This window comes from Micromonospora sp. NPDC048842 (genome assembly GCF_040649935.1).
Lineage (GTDB): Bacteria > Actinomycetota > Actinomycetes > Mycobacteriales > Micromonosporaceae > Micromonospora > Micromonospora hortensis.
Genome location: NZ_JBEZGK010000005.1, coordinates 128325 through 142687 on the forward strand (window position 1 = coordinate 128325; position 14363 = coordinate 142687).

At 69.2% G+C, this 14363-nt stretch carries 12 protein-coding genes; all 12 read left to right on the plus strand.

Annotated features, from left to right (window positions below):
• The first annotated feature begins 52 nt into the window (after positions 1-52).
• The 12 genes from AB0C19_RS09440 to araA all read left to right on the plus strand — a co-directional run bounded on the left by AB0C19_RS09440 (position 53) and on the right by araA (position 14161).
• Positions 53-1201, plus strand: a complete 1149-nt coding sequence (locus tag AB0C19_RS09440; RefSeq protein ID WP_357181948.1) for an FUSC family protein — start codon at positions 53-55, stop codon at positions 1199-1201.
• Positions 1202-1291: 90 nt separating this feature from the next.
• A complete protein-coding gene (locus tag AB0C19_RS09445; protein WP_357181951.1) occupies positions 1292-1816 on the plus strand; it encodes a hypothetical protein in 525 nt (174 codons plus the stop codon).
• Between the two features lie 73 nt (positions 1817-1889).
• Complete coding sequence (locus AB0C19_RS09450) at positions 1890-2732, plus strand: DUF4097 family beta strand repeat-containing protein (protein ID WP_357181954.1); 843 nt, start codon at positions 1890-1892, stop codon at positions 2730-2732.
• Positions 2733-2765: 33 nt separating this feature from the next.
• Positions 2766-3743 carry an ATP-binding cassette domain-containing protein gene (locus AB0C19_RS09455; protein WP_357181957.1) on the plus strand — a complete coding sequence of 326 codons (978 nt, stop codon included), beginning with the start codon at positions 2766-2768 and terminating at the stop codon, positions 3741-3743.
• Positions 3740-4528 carry an ABC transporter permease gene (locus AB0C19_RS09460; RefSeq protein WP_357181960.1) on the plus strand — a complete coding sequence of 263 codons (789 nt, stop codon included), beginning with the start codon at positions 3740-3742 and terminating at the stop codon, positions 4526-4528. The genes AB0C19_RS09455 and AB0C19_RS09460 overlap by 4 nt, the downstream gene beginning before the upstream one ends.
• A gap of 814 nt (positions 4529-5342) precedes the next feature.
• Positions 5343-7025: a ribulokinase gene (gene araB, locus AB0C19_RS09465; protein WP_357181963.1), complete on the plus strand. Its 1683-nt coding sequence runs from the start codon at positions 5343-5345 to the stop codon at positions 7023-7025.
• Positions 7022-7714: an L-ribulose-5-phosphate 4-epimerase gene (locus AB0C19_RS09470; protein WP_357181966.1), complete on the plus strand. Its 693-nt coding sequence runs from the start codon at positions 7022-7024 to the stop codon at positions 7712-7714. The genes araB and AB0C19_RS09470 overlap by 4 nt, the downstream gene beginning before the upstream one ends.
• Before the next feature lie 138 nt (positions 7715-7852).
• Entirely contained in the window at positions 7853-8848 is a 996-nt protein-coding gene (locus AB0C19_RS09475) for an ABC transporter substrate-binding protein (protein WP_357182404.1), read from the plus strand.
• Between the two features lie 189 nt (positions 8849-9037).
• The gene (locus tag AB0C19_RS09480) at positions 9038-10579 is read left to right on the plus strand and encodes a sugar ABC transporter ATP-binding protein (RefSeq protein ID WP_357181969.1); all 1542 of its coding nucleotides are present in this window, start codon (positions 9038-9040) and stop codon (positions 10577-10579) included.
• Positions 10576-11646 (plus strand): ABC transporter permease, encoded by a 1071-nt coding sequence (locus tag AB0C19_RS09485; RefSeq protein ID WP_357181972.1) that lies wholly within the window; start codon positions 10576-10578, stop codon positions 11644-11646. The genes AB0C19_RS09480 and AB0C19_RS09485 overlap by 4 nt, the downstream gene beginning before the upstream one ends.
• Positions 11643-12632, plus strand: a complete 990-nt coding sequence (gene yjfF, locus AB0C19_RS09490) for a galactofuranose ABC transporter, permease protein YjfF (protein WP_357181975.1) — start codon at positions 11643-11645, stop codon at positions 12630-12632. Before AB0C19_RS09485 ends, yjfF begins: the two co-directional genes overlap by 4 nt.
• A gap of 26 nt (positions 12633-12658) precedes the next feature.
• Positions 12659-14161, plus strand: coding sequence for an L-arabinose isomerase (gene araA / locus AB0C19_RS09495; RefSeq protein WP_091401160.1), 1503 nt, complete (start codon positions 12659-12661; stop codon positions 14159-14161).
• Positions 14162-14363 lie beyond the last annotated feature (202 nt).

Below are 14363 nucleotides of genomic sequence, written 5' to 3' on the forward strand. Positions count from 1 at the left end.
GCCGGGTCGTGCCGGCGAGGATTGATCCGGTCGTGGCGGGGTAGGTGCCGCCATGGTCGCTGCCGGTCGGCGCGGAGCGGACGCGGGCCCGTCGACCGTCGACCGGTGGTGGGACCGCTTGGTGGCCGCGTTGCGCGACCGGGTCCGTCGGGTACGAACCATCGGCGGGCTCGCCCTCCAGGCCGGCCTGGCCGCGGGGCTGTCCTGGTTCGTGGCGCATTCGCTGCTGCAGGTGTCGCAGCCTGTCTTCGCGCCGATCTCCGCCGTCTCGACGCTCGCCGCGTCGGTCGGCCAGCGGTTGCGTCGCACCGTCGAGCTGATCATCGGTGTCACCGTCGGAGTGCTGATCGGCGACCTGCTCCTCCTGGTGATCGGCACCGGGTGGTGGCAGCTCGCCCTGATCGTCACGCTGGCGATCGTCGTCGCGCTCTTCCTCGCGGGTAGCGCGGCGGTGGTGGTCCAGGCCGGAGCGACGGCGGTGCTCATCGCCACGCTCAGCCCGGCCGTCCGGGATCTGGAGATCCCCCGGTTCGTGGACGCGCTCGTCGGGGGAGGGGTGGCGCTGCTGGTCACCGCCGTATTGCTGCCGCTGAACCCGCTGCGCGTGCTCAACCGAGCCGCGCGGCCGGCGTTGGATCTCCTCGCGACCCAGCTCGACGCCACCGCCGAGGCGCTGACCGAGCGGGATGCCGCTCGGGCCCGTGCCGCTCGGGGTGAGCTGCGGCAGAGCGCGGGGCGGTTGAAGGCATTCGTCGAGGCGACCCAGGGCGCCCGGGAGGCGAGCACCCTGTCGCCGGTGTACTGGCATCAACGGCACGGGCCGGTGGGCCGCTACGCGCAGGCGGCGGAGCCGATCGACCGGGCGATGCGCAACAGCGGCACCCTGATCCGACGGTCGGTGACGCTCATCGAGGACGGCGAGCCGGTGCCGGAGTCGTTGCCGACGGCGGTGGCCGATCTCGCCGAGGCGGTCCGCCTGCTCGAGCGGCAGTTCGCCGCCGGCGCCGAGCCGAACCGGGCCCGGGAGCAGGCGCTGCGGGCGGTCCGGACGGCCGGGCACGCCTATCGGGACGGCGTTGGCTTCTCGGGTGCAGTGGTGGTGGCACAGGTCCGGACGACCGTCAGTGACCTCCTGGTCGCCTCCGGGTTGCTTCAGGAGGACGCGAATCACCTGGTCAGGAGGCTTTTCGGGGACCTCTGAGAGCCAGGTGACCCGCAGCGGAGCCAGGTGGCGGCATCTTTTGAGCCATGAAGGTTGCACTCTGAGCCAAAATGGTGCCATGATGGTGCCATGGAGCTGAGGTCATACGTCGAGAACCTGCGTAACGAGTTCGCCGTGGCCGCGGAGGGCGTGGACCCGGAGGGCCGGGCGCTTGCCGAACGACTCTTCGCGCAGTTGGAGGCGGCCACCCGTCTCACGTTGCTCGAAGCGCTGTCCGACGCGGCCGACGAGATCACCCGCGACCTCGCACCGGGTTCGGTGCACGTCCGGTTGCGCGGGCGCGAGCCCGACTTCGTGGTGACGCCGGCCAGCCCGCCGGTCGAGGTGGCGAGCGAGCCCGGTGGCCCGCCACCGCTGTCGGCGCCGGTGTCCGCGCCCGACGGTGACGAGGGCGGCACCTCGCGGATCAACCTGCGGCTCCCCGACCACCTGAAGGCCAGCGTCGAGGACGCCGCCGGCCGCGCCGGGCTCTCGGTCAACGCCTGGCTTGTGCGCGCCGTCGCCGGTGCCATCGGGGCGGGCGACACACAGCGTCGTCCACCCCGCCGGGTGGAGCCGACCTCCGGCCAGCACTTCACTGGCTGGGCCCGCTAACTCCCCGTACCCCTCCCACCACCACGCCGCTGACCAGCGGTGACCTCCGCCGATCACATCTCGGGAGACCACCATGCCTGTTTTCGAGACGCCAGAACCGATTTCCGTCCAGATCGAGCTGCCGATCGGCGACGCCTGGATCGCCGCGAGCGACCGCACCGACACAGTGGTGACGGTGCGGCCCCGAGACCCGTCGAGCAAGGCCGACGTGAGCGCCGCCGAACAGAGCACCGTCGAGTTCGCCGCCGGGCGACTGGTGATCCGGGTGCCGAAGAGCTGGCGCCGTTACGGGTTCGGCCCCGGTCCGTCGGTCGACGTCCAGATCGAGGTGCCGACCGGGTCACGGGTGTACGCCGAGGCGGCGTGGGCGGCGTTCCGCTGCGAGGGTCGGCTCGGCGAGTGTCGGATCAAGACCGGCAGCGGCATCCGACTCGACGAGACCGGGCCGTTGGAGATCGACAGTAGCCACGGCGAGGTCGCGGTCGAGCGTGTGCTGGGCCCCGCCCGGGTGAAGGCATCATCCGGCAAGGTGCGCATCGGTGCTGTCGACGGCACCGCCGAGATCAAGAACTCGTCCGGCGACTGCTGGATCGGTCACAGCGGTGGCGACGTCCGGATCAACACTGCCTACGGCGACATCACAGTGGACGCTTCGCAGGCCTCGGTGACGGCGCGCACCGCCTACGGCAACCTCCGGCTGGGCGCTGTCACCCGCGGCGCGGTCGACGTACAGACCTCCTACGGCGCGATCGAGGTCGGCATCCGTCGCGGGACCGCCGCCTGGCTCGACGTCAGTTCCAAGCACGGCCGCGTGCACAACGCGCTGGAGTCGACCGACAGCCCGGCGCAGACCGACGAGACGGTCGAGGTCCGGGCGAACACCTCCTACGGCGACATCATGATCCGCCGCGCCTGACCCACCGCCCCGGCGACCACAAATGAGGAGACCATGACCAGCTCCATGAACCCCGCGATCGTCGCCACCGACCTGCGCAAGTCCTACGGAGACAAGGTCGTGCTGGACGGCATCGACCTGATGATCACCGAGGGCACCATCTTCGCGTTGCTCGGTCCGAACGGCGCCGGCAAGACCACCACAGTGCAGATCCTCTCCACCCTGATCGACGCCGACGGCGGTAACGCCCGCGTCTTCGGCCACGACCTGACCCGCGAACCCGACGCGGTACGCGCGCTGATCGGCGTCACCGGCCAGTTCTCCGCCGTCGACAACCTGCTCACCGGCCGGGAGAACCTGACCCTGATGGCCGACCTGTGCCACCTGGACAGGGCCGCCGGTCGGCGGCGCATCGCCGACCTGCTCGACCAGTTCGACCTGACCGAGGCGGCGGGCAAACCGGTGTCCACGTACTCCGGCGGCATGCGCCGCCGGCTCGATCTCGCGATGACCCTGGTCGGCGAGCCCCGCGTCATCTTCCTCGACGAGCCGACCACCGGCCTCGACCCGCGCAGCCGCCGGGCCATGTGGCACATCATCCGCGCGCTCGCCGCCGAGGGCGTGACCATCCTGCTCACCACGCAGTACCTGGAGGAGGCCGATCAGCTCGCCGACCGGGTGGCGTTCCTCGACCACGGCCGGCTGATCGCCGAGGGCACGCCGCGCGAACTCAAGCGGCTCATCCCGGGCGGCCACGTCGTGTTGCAGTTCGCCGACCAGGAAGGGCTCGACGTGGCGGCCCGGACGTTCGAGGCCGCCACCCGGGACGACGCGGCGCTCACCCTCCAGGTGCCGAGTGACGGCGGGGTCGGGTCGCTGCGATCTCTGCTCGACCAGCTCGACCGCGCCTCGATCAGCGTGGCGGGGCTCTCCGTGCACACCCCCGACCTCGACGACGTCTTCCTCACCCTCACCGGTCAGCCCGACACCCGGGCCAGCCGACCCGACCACGAAAGGGCTCCCGCGCGATGAGCACCCTCTCCCTCGCCGTCCGCGACTCGAGCACCATGTTGCGGCGAAACCTGCTGCACATGCGGCGGTACCCGTCGATGACGTTCCTGCTCATCGGCATCCCGATCATCATCCTGCTGCTCTTCGTCTACGTCTTCGGCGGCACGCTCGGCGCCGGTCTCGGCCCGTCCGGCGACCGCTCCCAGTACGCCAACTACGTCACCCCCGGCATCCTGCTCATCACAGTGGTCAGCGCCGCGCAGGGCACCGCCATCTCGGTCGCGATGGACATGACCGAGGGGATCATCGCCCGGTTCCGCACGATGTCGATCTTCCGACCGTCGGTCCTGACGGGTCACGTACTGGGCAGCCTGGTGCAGACCATGCTCAGCCTCGCGGCCGTCACCGTCGTGGCGCTGCTGGTCGGGTTCCGGCCCACTGCCAACGCGGTCGAGTGGCTCGCGGCGATCGGCGTGCTCGCCATGATCACCTTTGCGCTGACCTGGCTGTCCGTCGCCCTCGGTCTGGTCAGTGACAGTGTCGAGACGGCCAGCAACCTGCCCATGCCGCTGATCCTCCTGCCGTTCCTCGGCAGTGGGTTCGTCCCCACCGACTCGATGCCGACCGCCGTGCGGTTGTTCGCTGACTACCAGCCCTTCACGCCCGTCATGGAGACCCTCCGCGGCCTGCTCCTGGGCACCGGGATCGGCGCCAACGGGATCATCGCGGTCGCCTGGTGTGCCGTCATCACAGTGGGCTGCTTCCTGTGGGCCAAGGCCCTGTACAACCGCAACCGGACGGCCTGATCCGACCGGCGCGCTCGGTCCTGCCAACGCAAGAAAGAGCCGGCGACTCGGCCCACAGGGGGTCGGGCCGCCGGCTCGTGGCGTCGTGGGACCGGAGGGTCGGCGGCGCGAGTGCGTGGTCCGGCGTCGTGGGGCCGGCGGCGCGAGTGCGTGGTCAGGCGTCGTGGGGCCGGCGGGGCGAGTGCGTGAAAGGGCGGCGGATTGCCGGCGCGAGTGCGTGATCGACTCGGCTTTCGTGAAGTCGCCCGATCACGCCGCCGGGGACCCCGCGACGTCAAGGAGCGCGAGTGGATCTTGCTTCAGGGGTCGCCCGACGCGCCGTTGGGCGTGCGGGCCGACCGGGTGACGCGGGCACACCAAGACGTTGAATGTTATCGATAACACAGGGCCGCCGTCCGGCTTCGCGTCGGGTGGATCGCCCTCCGGAGCGCTCAGCCATGAGCCCGCATGGTCGTCTATGGCTGTCGGGCGGATCCGAGCACGCGACCGCTGCAACCCGGGAATGTTATCGCTGCCATCATCGACGGGGGAACAACTGGTCGCTATCGGACGGCGATGCCGCAATATGCGGCGCACTAGACCTGTCGCGTCGCCTGATGGCGGGTCTCCGGGTGGCGGTCGTACCGGACGCGGGCCCCATTCGTCGGATGGCTGCGGCAGTTGAGGGGGGAATATCCAGGTTTGGACCGGTCCGCTATCTACCCTCCCAAGTCGGTCCGCCTTCCGCGTTCCGTTACGGAGCTGTTGCGGGTAGATGTCTTGACGAGCCTGGATGTGAGCGTTAACACTATCCCCGTTAACGGTGGAGGTGAACATGAACCGTGTGGACGGAGCTGACGACCGCTACGTCGTCGGTGTCGACTACGGCACCCTGTCCGGGCGAGCTCTGGTGGTCCGTGTCGGCGATGGTGCCGAGTTGGGGACCGCGGTGCACGAGTACGGCGATGGCGTGATCAGCACGGCGCTTCCGGGAGGTCGAACGCTTCCCCCGGACTGGGCCCTGCAGAACCCGCAGGACTACCGCGACGTTCTGCGGTACGCCGTCCCGGCGGCGGTGTCCGCCGCGGGGGTGGACCCGGCGGCGGTGGTCGGCATCGGCATCGACTTCACCGCCTGCACCGTGCTGCCGACGCTCGCCGACGGCACCCCGCTGTGCGAGACGCCCGAGCTGCGCGACCGACCGCACGCCTGGGTCAAGCTGTGGAAGCACCACGCCGCGCAGCCGCACGCCGACCGGATCAACGCGCTGGCCCATGAGCGGGCCGAGCCGTGGATCGGCCGGTACGGCGGCAAGATCTCCGCCGAGTGGCAGTACGCCAAGGGCCTGCAGATCCTGGAGGAGGATCCGGAGGTCTACGACCGGGCCGAGCGCTTCATCGAGGCGGCCGACTGGATCGTCTGGCAGCTCTGCGGCACCGAGACCCGCAACGTCTGCACTGCCGGGTACAAGGGCATCCTGCAGGACGGTCACTACCCCTCCGAGGGCTTCCTGACCGCGCTCAACCCCAACTTCGGCGACTTCGTGGCCAAGCTGGACGGCCCGTTGCTGCCCCTCGGGGCCCGGGCCGGCGCGCTCACCGCCCAGGCCGCCGCCTGGACCGGTCTGCCGGAGGGGATCGCGGTGGCCGTCGGCAACGTCGACGCGCACGTCACCGCGGCGTCCGCGCAGGCGGTGCAGCCCGGTCGGCTGGTCGCCATCATGGGCACCTCGACCTGCCATGTCGTCAACGGCGCGGAGGTCGCCGAGGTGGCCGGCATGTGCGGTGTGGTGGACGGCGGCATCAGCCCCGGCGCCTGGGGTTACGAGGCCGGGCAGAGCGGCGTCGGCGACATCTTCGGCTGGTTCGTCGACCACGCCGCTCCGGCCGGTGTCGACTCGCACGAGCGCCTCACCGAGCTGGCCGCGAGTCAGCCCGTCGGCGCGCACGGCCTGATCGCGTTGGACTGGTGGAACGGCAACCGTTCCCTGCTGGTCAACCACGACCTCAGCGGGATGATCGTCGGCATGACCCTGGCCACCCGGCCAGCGGACATCTACCGGGCCCTGCTGGAGTCCACCGCGTACGGCACCCGGATGATCATCGAGGCGTTCGTCGACGCCGGGGTCCCGGTGAACGACCTGGTGATCGCCGGTGGTCTGACCAACAACGCGTTGCTGATGCAGATCTACGCCGACGTGACCAGGCGACCGCTGAACATCATCGCCTCGGCGCAGGGGCCGGCGCTGGGCTCGGCGATCCACGCCGCCGTCGCCGCCGGTGAGTTCCCCTCGATCCACGAGGCGTCGCAGGCGATGGGTCGGGTGCACGAGGCCGTCTACCGTCCGGACCCCGAGCGGGCCCGCGCCTACGACGCCCTCTACGCCGAGTACCGGGCGCTGCACGACCACTTCGGTCGTGGCGGCAACGACGTCATGCTCCGCCTGCGGGCGATCCGCAACGCGGCCGTAGAGACCGCCGTCACCACCCACGAGGCCCCGCTGGAGGTGGTGGCGTGAACGCCGAGGTGACCCGACAGGTCGCCGAGCTGCGCGAGACCGTCGCCCGCCTGCACGCCGAGCTGACCCGGTACAACCTGGTCGCCTGGACGTCCGGCAACGTCTCCGCGCGGGTCCCCGGCCAGGACCTGATGGTGATCAAGCCGAGTGGGGTGAGCTACGACGACCTCACCGCGGCCACGATGGTGGTGTGCGACCTCGACGGCGTTCTCGTCGAGGGCGACTTCGCCCCGTCCAGCGACACCGCGGCCCACGCCTACGTCTACCGGGCCATGCCCGAGGTCGGTGGGGTCGTGCACACGCACAGCTCGTACGCGACCGCCTGGGCCGCGTGTGGGGAGTCGATTCCCTGCCACCTCACCGCCCAGGCCGACGAGTTCGGTGGGGAGATCCCGATCGGCCCGTTCGCGCTGATCGGCGGTGACGACATCGGCAAGGGCATCGTCGCCACGCTCGCCGGGCACCGCTCGCCCGCGGTGCTGATGCGCAACCACGGCGTCTTCACCATCGGTCGCGACGCCCGCGCGGCGGTCAAGGCGGCCGTCATGTGCGAGGACGTGGCCCGCACCGCGCACCTGGCCCACACCCTCGGGCAACCGGTCCCGATGGCACAGGCCGACATCGACTCGCTCTACGACCGCTACCAGAACGTCTACGGCCAACAACCAGTCGCACCGGTGGGTTCCTGACCCTGCACCGATCATCCAGGGCCCGTCGGTCTGCACCACGACGCACCAGCACGCACCACCCGCGTACGCCGCTCTTTCGCACCTCGGCGGTTGGCGCGGTTACCCACCACATCCAGCCAAGGAGATTCGATGGGAAAGATGCGAACGCAGTCCGCTCCGTGGCGCGCTGCCGCGGTCCTCGCCAGCGTGCTGCTGGTCGGCGGCGTGGCGGCCTGCGGCAATAGCGACACGGGCGGCGGCGGCACCAAGGACGACGGCAAGATCACGATGGGCTTCTCGCAGGTCGGTGCGGAGAGCGGGTGGCGTACCGCGAACACCACCTCGATCAAGGAGTCCGCGGCTGCGGCGGGTGTCGAGCTGAAGTTCGACGACGCCCAGCAGAAGCAGGAAAACCAGATCAAGGCGATCCGCAACTACATCCAGCAGAAGGTCGACGTGATCGCCTTCTCGCCGGTGGTGGAGTCCGGGTGGGACACCGTGCTCAAGGAGGCCAAGGACGCCGACATCCCGGTCATCCTGACCGACCGCTCGGTGGACTCGGCCGACAAGACGCTGTACAAGACCTTCCTCGGCTCGGACTTCGTCAAGGAGGGCCGGCTCGCCGGTGAGTGGCTGGTCGAGCAGAAGAAGACCGCCTCGGGCCCGGTGAACATCGTCGAGCTGCAGGGCAACACCGGTGCGGCGCCGGCGAACGATCGCAAGAAGGGCTTCGGTGAGGCGATCGCCGCCAACCCGAACCTGAAGATCATCGCTTCCCAGCCGGGTGACTTCACCCGGGCCGGCGGCAAGCAGGTCATGGAGCAGTTCCTCAAGGCCAACAAGAAGATCGACGTGTTGTTCGCGCACAACGACGACATGGGTCTGGGCGCGCTCGAGGCGATCAACGCCGCCGGCAAGGTGCCCGGCAAGGACATCACCATCATCACTGTCGACGCTGTCAAGGACGGCATGCAGGCTCTCGCCGACGGGAAGTTCAACTTCATCGCGGAGTGCAGCCCGCTGCTCGGCCCGCAGCTGATGGACCTGGCCAAGAAGGTCCACGCGGGCGAGGAGGTGCCGCCTCGGATCGAGACCGAGGAGACCACCTTCACGACCGAGCAGGCCAAGGAAGCTCTGCCCAACCGTAAGTACTGATCGACGACGGGGTCGCCGCGTTCGCGTGGCGGCCCCGCCGCGTCGCCTTCCTACCCGAAACGGACCGGGCTTGGCCCGCGACGACCCCGTACCACGCCCGCCCGAGCGGCCCTCCCAGGGACGACCGGGCGGGCGTGGCGGGAGCGTAGCGGCCCTTCCGTGTCGACGACCCAGAAGAGGTCTGATGGGATGACGGATAGCCGTCCGGTCCTGACGATGACCGGGATCAGCAAGTCCTTCCCCGGGGTGCGCGCACTCCACGACGTCAACTTCCGGCTCTTCCCCGGCGAGGTGCACGCCCTGATGGGCGAGAACGGCGCCGGCAAGTCCACCCTCATCAAGGTGCTCACCGGCGTCTACGACACCGATGGGGGCTCGATCACCCTCGACGGCGAGCCCGTGTCGTTCACCGGGCCGATGCAGGCGACCGCCGCCGGCGTGAGCACCGTTTTCCAGGAGGTCAACCTCTGCACCAACCTCTCGGTGGCGGAGAACATCTTCATCGGCCGTGAGCCTCGGGTCTTCGGCGCCGTCCGCTGGGGTGAGGTTCGGCGCCGCGCCCGAGCCCTGCTGGCCCGCCTCGACCTCGACCTCGACGTCAGTGCGCCACTCGGCTCGTACTCGCTCGCGATCCAGCAGATGGTCGCCATCGCCCGCGCCATCGACATCAAGGCCCGGGTGCTGATCCTGGACGAGCCGACGTCCAGCCTCGACGCCGGCGAGGTGGCGCAACTGTTCCGCATCATGCGGCAACTGCGCGACGAGGGCATCGCGATCCTGTTCGTGACCCACTTCCTCGACCAGGTCTACGAGATCGCCGACCGGATCACGGTGCTGCGCAACGGCGGGCTCGTCGGCGAGTACCTCACCACCGAGCTGCCCCAGCTCTCCCTGGTCGAGAAGATGATCGGCAAGGAGCTCGACGTCCTGGAGGGCATCGAGGAGCACTCCCGGCGGGACCTGGCCGCGCTGGAGGAGGGCACCCCCCTGGTGGCGGTGTCGAACTTCGGTCGGGCGGGTGCGGTCGAGCCGTTCAGCCTCACCATCCACGCCGGCGAGGTGGTGGGCCTGGCCGGCCTGCTGGGCTCGGGGCGTACCGAGGTCGCGCGGTTGCTGTTCGGCGCTGACCGGACCGACGGCGGCCAGGTCGCGATCGACGGCACGGCGAGCAGCCTGCGCACCCCCGCGCAGGCCATCGACCACGGCGTGGGCTTCTGTTCGGAGAACCGCCGGGCCGAGGGGATCGTCGCGGACCTGTCGGTCCGCGAGAACATGATCCTCGCGATGCAGGCGGCCCGCGGCTGGCTGCGGCCGATTCCGCGTCGCCGTCAGGACGAGCTGGTCGACAAGTACGTCAAGGCCCTCAACATCCGGCCCGCCGACCCGGAGGTGCCGGTACGCAACCTCTCCGGCGGTAACCAGCAGAAGGTGCTGCTGGCGCGGTGGCTGATCACCGAGCCGCGACTGCTGATCCTCGACGAGCCGACCCGGGGCATCGACATCGGGGCGAAGACCGAGATCCAGAAGCTCGTGACGCAGCTGTCCGACGGGGGCATGGCGGTGCTGTTCATCTCCGCCGAGCTGGAGGAGGTGCTGCGCCTCAGCCACAAGGTGGCCGTCATGCGGGACCGGCAGATGGTCGCGCAGCTCGCCAACGACGAGAGCCTGGACGCCGACCGCATCATGCAGACCATCGCCAGCGGATCCCACCGGGAGGAGGCAGACCGATGAACGACACCATGAGCCGCTATCGGACGATGATCGGTCACCGGCTGTTCTGGCCCGCCGCCGTGCTGTTCGTCATGCTCGCCGCTAACACGATCTACCGGCCCGGGTTCCTGTCCATCGAGCTCAAGGACGGGCACCTGTACGGCACGCCGATCGACATCCTGCGGCTGAGCGCACCGCTGATCCTCGTCGCGCTGGGCATGACCCTGGTCATCTCCACCGGCGGCATCGACCTGTCGGTGGGCTCGCTCTGTGCGATCAGCGGCGCGATCGCCTGCATGTACATCAGCAAGCAGCCCGACCAGAACAGCGTCGGCGTGGTGGTGACCGCCCTTGCGATGGCGATGGGCGTCTCGCTCGTGCTCGGTGCCTGGAACGGGGTGCTGGTGGCCGTGATCGGGATCCAACCGATCATCGCCACCCTGATCCTGATGGTCGCCGGCCGGGGTCTCGCCCAGCTGATCACCGAGGGTCAGATCATCACCATCAACTCCGAGCCGTACCGGGCGATCGGCCTGGGCCACGCGTTGACCCTGCCGCTTGCCATCTTCATCGCGCTCGCCGCAGCCCTGCTGGTCGCCGCGTTCACCCGTCGCACCGCACTCGGCATGATCATCGAGTCGGTGGGCGGCAACGCCATGGCCAGCCGGCTCGCCGGCATCCGGTCCGGTCGGGTCATCTTCCTGGCGTACGTGATCAGCGCCGCGTGCGCCGCGGTCGCCGGTTTCATGATGACGGCCAACGTCTCCAGCGCCGACGGCAACGCCGCCGGCCTCTGGGTCGAGCTGGACGCGATCCTCGCGGTCGTCATCGGCGGTACGTCCCTCGCGGGCGGCCGGTTCTTCCTGAGTGGCACGATCATCGGCGCGCTGATCATCCAGACCCTGACCACCACTGTGTACGCCATGGACATCTCACCGCAGACCTCGCTGCTGTTCAAGGCGGTCGTCGTCATCGCCGTCTGCCTCATCCAGGCGCCGGCCTTCCGGGCCCGGTTCAGCCGACGTAGGCGCAACGTCCCGCCGCCCGCCACCATCGCCGACAAGCCGAAGGAGCAGGTGCCGGCATGACCACTGGAACGCTTACCGCCGGTCGTACCCGGTTCCGGCTGCCGAGGAAGCAGATACCGGTCCTGGCGACGCTCGCTCTGCTGCTGGTGATGTACGCCATCGGTGTCTCGCAGTACACGGCGTTCTCGAACGTCCAGGTCATCTTCAACGTCTTCATCGACAACGGCTTCCTGCTCGTCGTCGCGGTGGGTATGACCTTCGTGATCCTCACCGGTGGCATCGACCTGTCGGTCGGTTCGGTCGTCGCGATGACGGCGATGGTGTCGGCCGCGCTGCTGCAGGACGGCATGCCGGCGGCGCTGGTGCTGGTCATCGCCCTTCTCATCGGTCCGACGCTCGGCCTGTTGATGGGCTGCGTCATCCACTTCTTCGAGATCCAGCCGTTCATCGTCACGCTCGCCGGGATGTTCTTCGCCCGGGGCATGTGCACCTTCATCTCCGGCGCGTCGATCCCGATCACCGACGGTTTCTGGACCTCGATGTCGCAGGAGCGGATCGGGGATCCCCGGGGCAACTTCGTGTCGATCAGCGTGTTGATCGCCTTCGTGGTGGTCGTCATCGCCGCGTACACGCTGGCCTACACCCGGCTGGGACGCAACGTGTACGCCATCGGCGGCAACCCGCAGTCGGCGCTGCTGATGGGCCTGCCCGTGGGGCGGACCCGGATCGCCGTCTACACGATCAGTGGTCTGTGCTCGGCCATCGGCGGGATCCTGCTGTCGTTCTACACCCTCTCCGGCGCGCCGCTGATCGCCGTGGGGATGGAGCTGGACGTCATCGCCGCCGTCGTCATCGGTGGCACTGTGCTCACCGGTGGCGCGGGTTACGTCTTCGGCACGGTGCTCGGCGTGCTGGTCCTCGGCGTGATCCAGACTCTCATCACCTTCGACGGGAGCCTCAACTCCTGGTGGACCAAGATCGTGATTGGTGGTCTGCTCTTCGCGTTCATCCTCCTCCAGCGCCTCATCGGAATCCGTTACAAGTGACCGCCCCTCTCGCGGAAGGCAACTCCATGGCACCACACACCGAACCCGAGATCTGGTTCCTCACCGGCAGCCAAGGCATGTACGGCGAGGAGACGCTCCGCCAGGTGGCCGAGCAGTCTCGCCAGATCGCGGCAGCGCTCGACGACTCGCCGCAGATTCCCGCCCGCGTGGTCTGGAAGCCCGTCCTGACCAACAGCGGTGAGATTCTGCAGGTCTGCCGGGACGCGGCCGCTCAGGGTGCCGTCGGGGTCATCGCCTGGATGCACACGTTCTCGCCGGCCAAGATGTGGATCTCCGGTCTGGACGCGTTGCAGACGCCGCTGCTGCACCTGCACACCCAGGCCAACGTTCTGCTGCCGTGGAACGACATCGACATGGACTTCATGAACCTGAACCAGGCCGCCCACGGCGACCGTGAGTTCGGGTACATCCAGACGCGTCTCGGTGTGGCCCGTAAGACGGTGGCCGGACACGTCAGCGATCCGCGGGTGACCACTCGGATCGGGGCATGGGCCCGTGCCGCGCTGGGTTGGTCGGCGATGCGGTCGCTGCGCCTGGCCCGCTTCGGTGACAACATGCGCGACGTCGCGGTTACCGAGGGCGACAAGGTCGAGGCCGAGCTGCGGTTCGGGGTCTCGGTCAACACCTACGGCGTCAATGACCTGGTCGAGGTGGTCGGCGAGGTCACCGACGCGCAGGTGGACGACCTGGTCAAGGAATACGAGGACACCTACCGCATCGTCGGCGAGCTGCTGCCCGGCGGCGAGCAGCACGACTCGCTGCGGTACGCCGCGCGGGTGGAGTTGGGCATGCGTGCCTTCCTGGACGCGGGCGGGTTCCGGGCGTTCACGACGAACTTCGAGGACCTCGGGGGGCTGCGTCAGCTGCCGGGCATCGCCGTGCAGCGGTTGATGGCGGACGGCTACGGCTTCGGCGGTGAGGGCGACTGGAAGACCTCGGTCCTGGTCCGCACCCTCAAGGCGATGTCGGTGGGCGTGAGCGGCGGCACGTCGTTCATGGAGGACTACACCTACGACCTCACCCCGGGCAACGAGTTGGTGCTCGGCGCCCACATGCTGGAGGTCTGCCCGACGATCGCCTCCGACGTGCCCAACGTGGAGATCCATCCGCTGAGCATCGGTGGCCGGGAGGACCCGGTCCGGCTGGTGTTCGACGCCGCACCCGGTCCGGCAGTGGTGCTCGGGTTGTCCGACATGGGGGAGCGTTTCCGGCTGGTGGCCAACGAGATCGACGTGGTGGCGCCGCCGCAGCCGCTGCGCCGGTTGCCGGTCGCCCGTGCCGTCTGGCGTCCGCGCCCCGACCTGCCGGTCTCGGCCGAGGCATGGATCACCGCGGGCGCCCCGCACCACACAGTGCTGTCGCAGGCGGTGGGCGTGGAGGAGCTGCACGACCTGGCGGAGATGAGCCGTACCGAGCTCGTCGTCATCGACGCCGCCACGGAGCCCCGCCGCTTCGCCGACGAGCTGCGCTGGAACCAGGCCTACTACCGGCTGGCCCGCGGCTTCTGATTCGCGCGGCTCGGCCGCACCTCGGACGGGTGGTCCGTCCCTGCCTGACATCCCTCGGGCAGGGGCGGACCACCCGTTCGCGTATCCGTTAGCACGTCCGCGAGCTGATTGGGTTACGTCTTGACTAAGGCCGTGTTATCGCTCACAGTCTATAACCAAGACGGTCGATGTCTGTGGCTGGCCCGGCCGCGATCATCTCTCT

Excerpts from the sequence above, each read along its gene's own strand:
- AB0C19_RS09460 (WP_357181960.1), top strand. The coding sequence starts at position 3,740 with ATGAGCACCCTCTCCCTCGCCGTCCGCGACTCGAGCACCATGTTGCGG.
- AB0C19_RS09480 (WP_357181969.1), top strand. The coding sequence starts at position 9,038 with ATGACGGATAGCCGTCCGGTCCTGACGATGACCGGGATCAGCAAGTCC.
- yjfF (WP_357181975.1), top strand. The coding sequence starts at position 11,643 with ATGACCACTGGAACGCTTACCGCCGGTCGTACCCGGTTCCGGCTGCCG.
- AB0C19_RS09485 (WP_357181972.1), top strand. The coding sequence starts at position 10,576 with ATGAACGACACCATGAGCCGCTATCGGACGATGATCGGTCACCGGCTG.
- araA (WP_091401160.1), top strand. The coding sequence starts at position 12,659 with ATGGCACCACACACCGAACCCGAGATCTGGTTCCTCACCGGCAGCCAA.
- AB0C19_RS09440 (WP_357181948.1), top strand. The coding sequence starts at position 53 with ATGGTCGCTGCCGGTCGGCGCGGAGCGGACGCGGGCCCGTCGACCGTC.
- AB0C19_RS09450 (WP_357181954.1), top strand. The coding sequence starts at position 1,890 with ATGCCTGTTTTCGAGACGCCAGAACCGATTTCCGTCCAGATCGAGCTG.
- araB (WP_357181963.1), top strand. The coding sequence starts at position 5,343 with ATGAACCGTGTGGACGGAGCTGACGACCGCTACGTCGTCGGTGTCGAC.
- AB0C19_RS09475 (WP_357182404.1), top strand. The coding sequence starts at position 7,853 with ATGCGAACGCAGTCCGCTCCGTGGCGCGCTGCCGCGGTCCTCGCCAGC.
- AB0C19_RS09445 (WP_357181951.1), top strand. The coding sequence starts at position 1,292 with ATGGAGCTGAGGTCATACGTCGAGAACCTGCGTAACGAGTTCGCCGTG.
- AB0C19_RS09455 (WP_357181957.1), top strand. The coding sequence starts at position 2,766 with ATGACCAGCTCCATGAACCCCGCGATCGTCGCCACCGACCTGCGCAAG.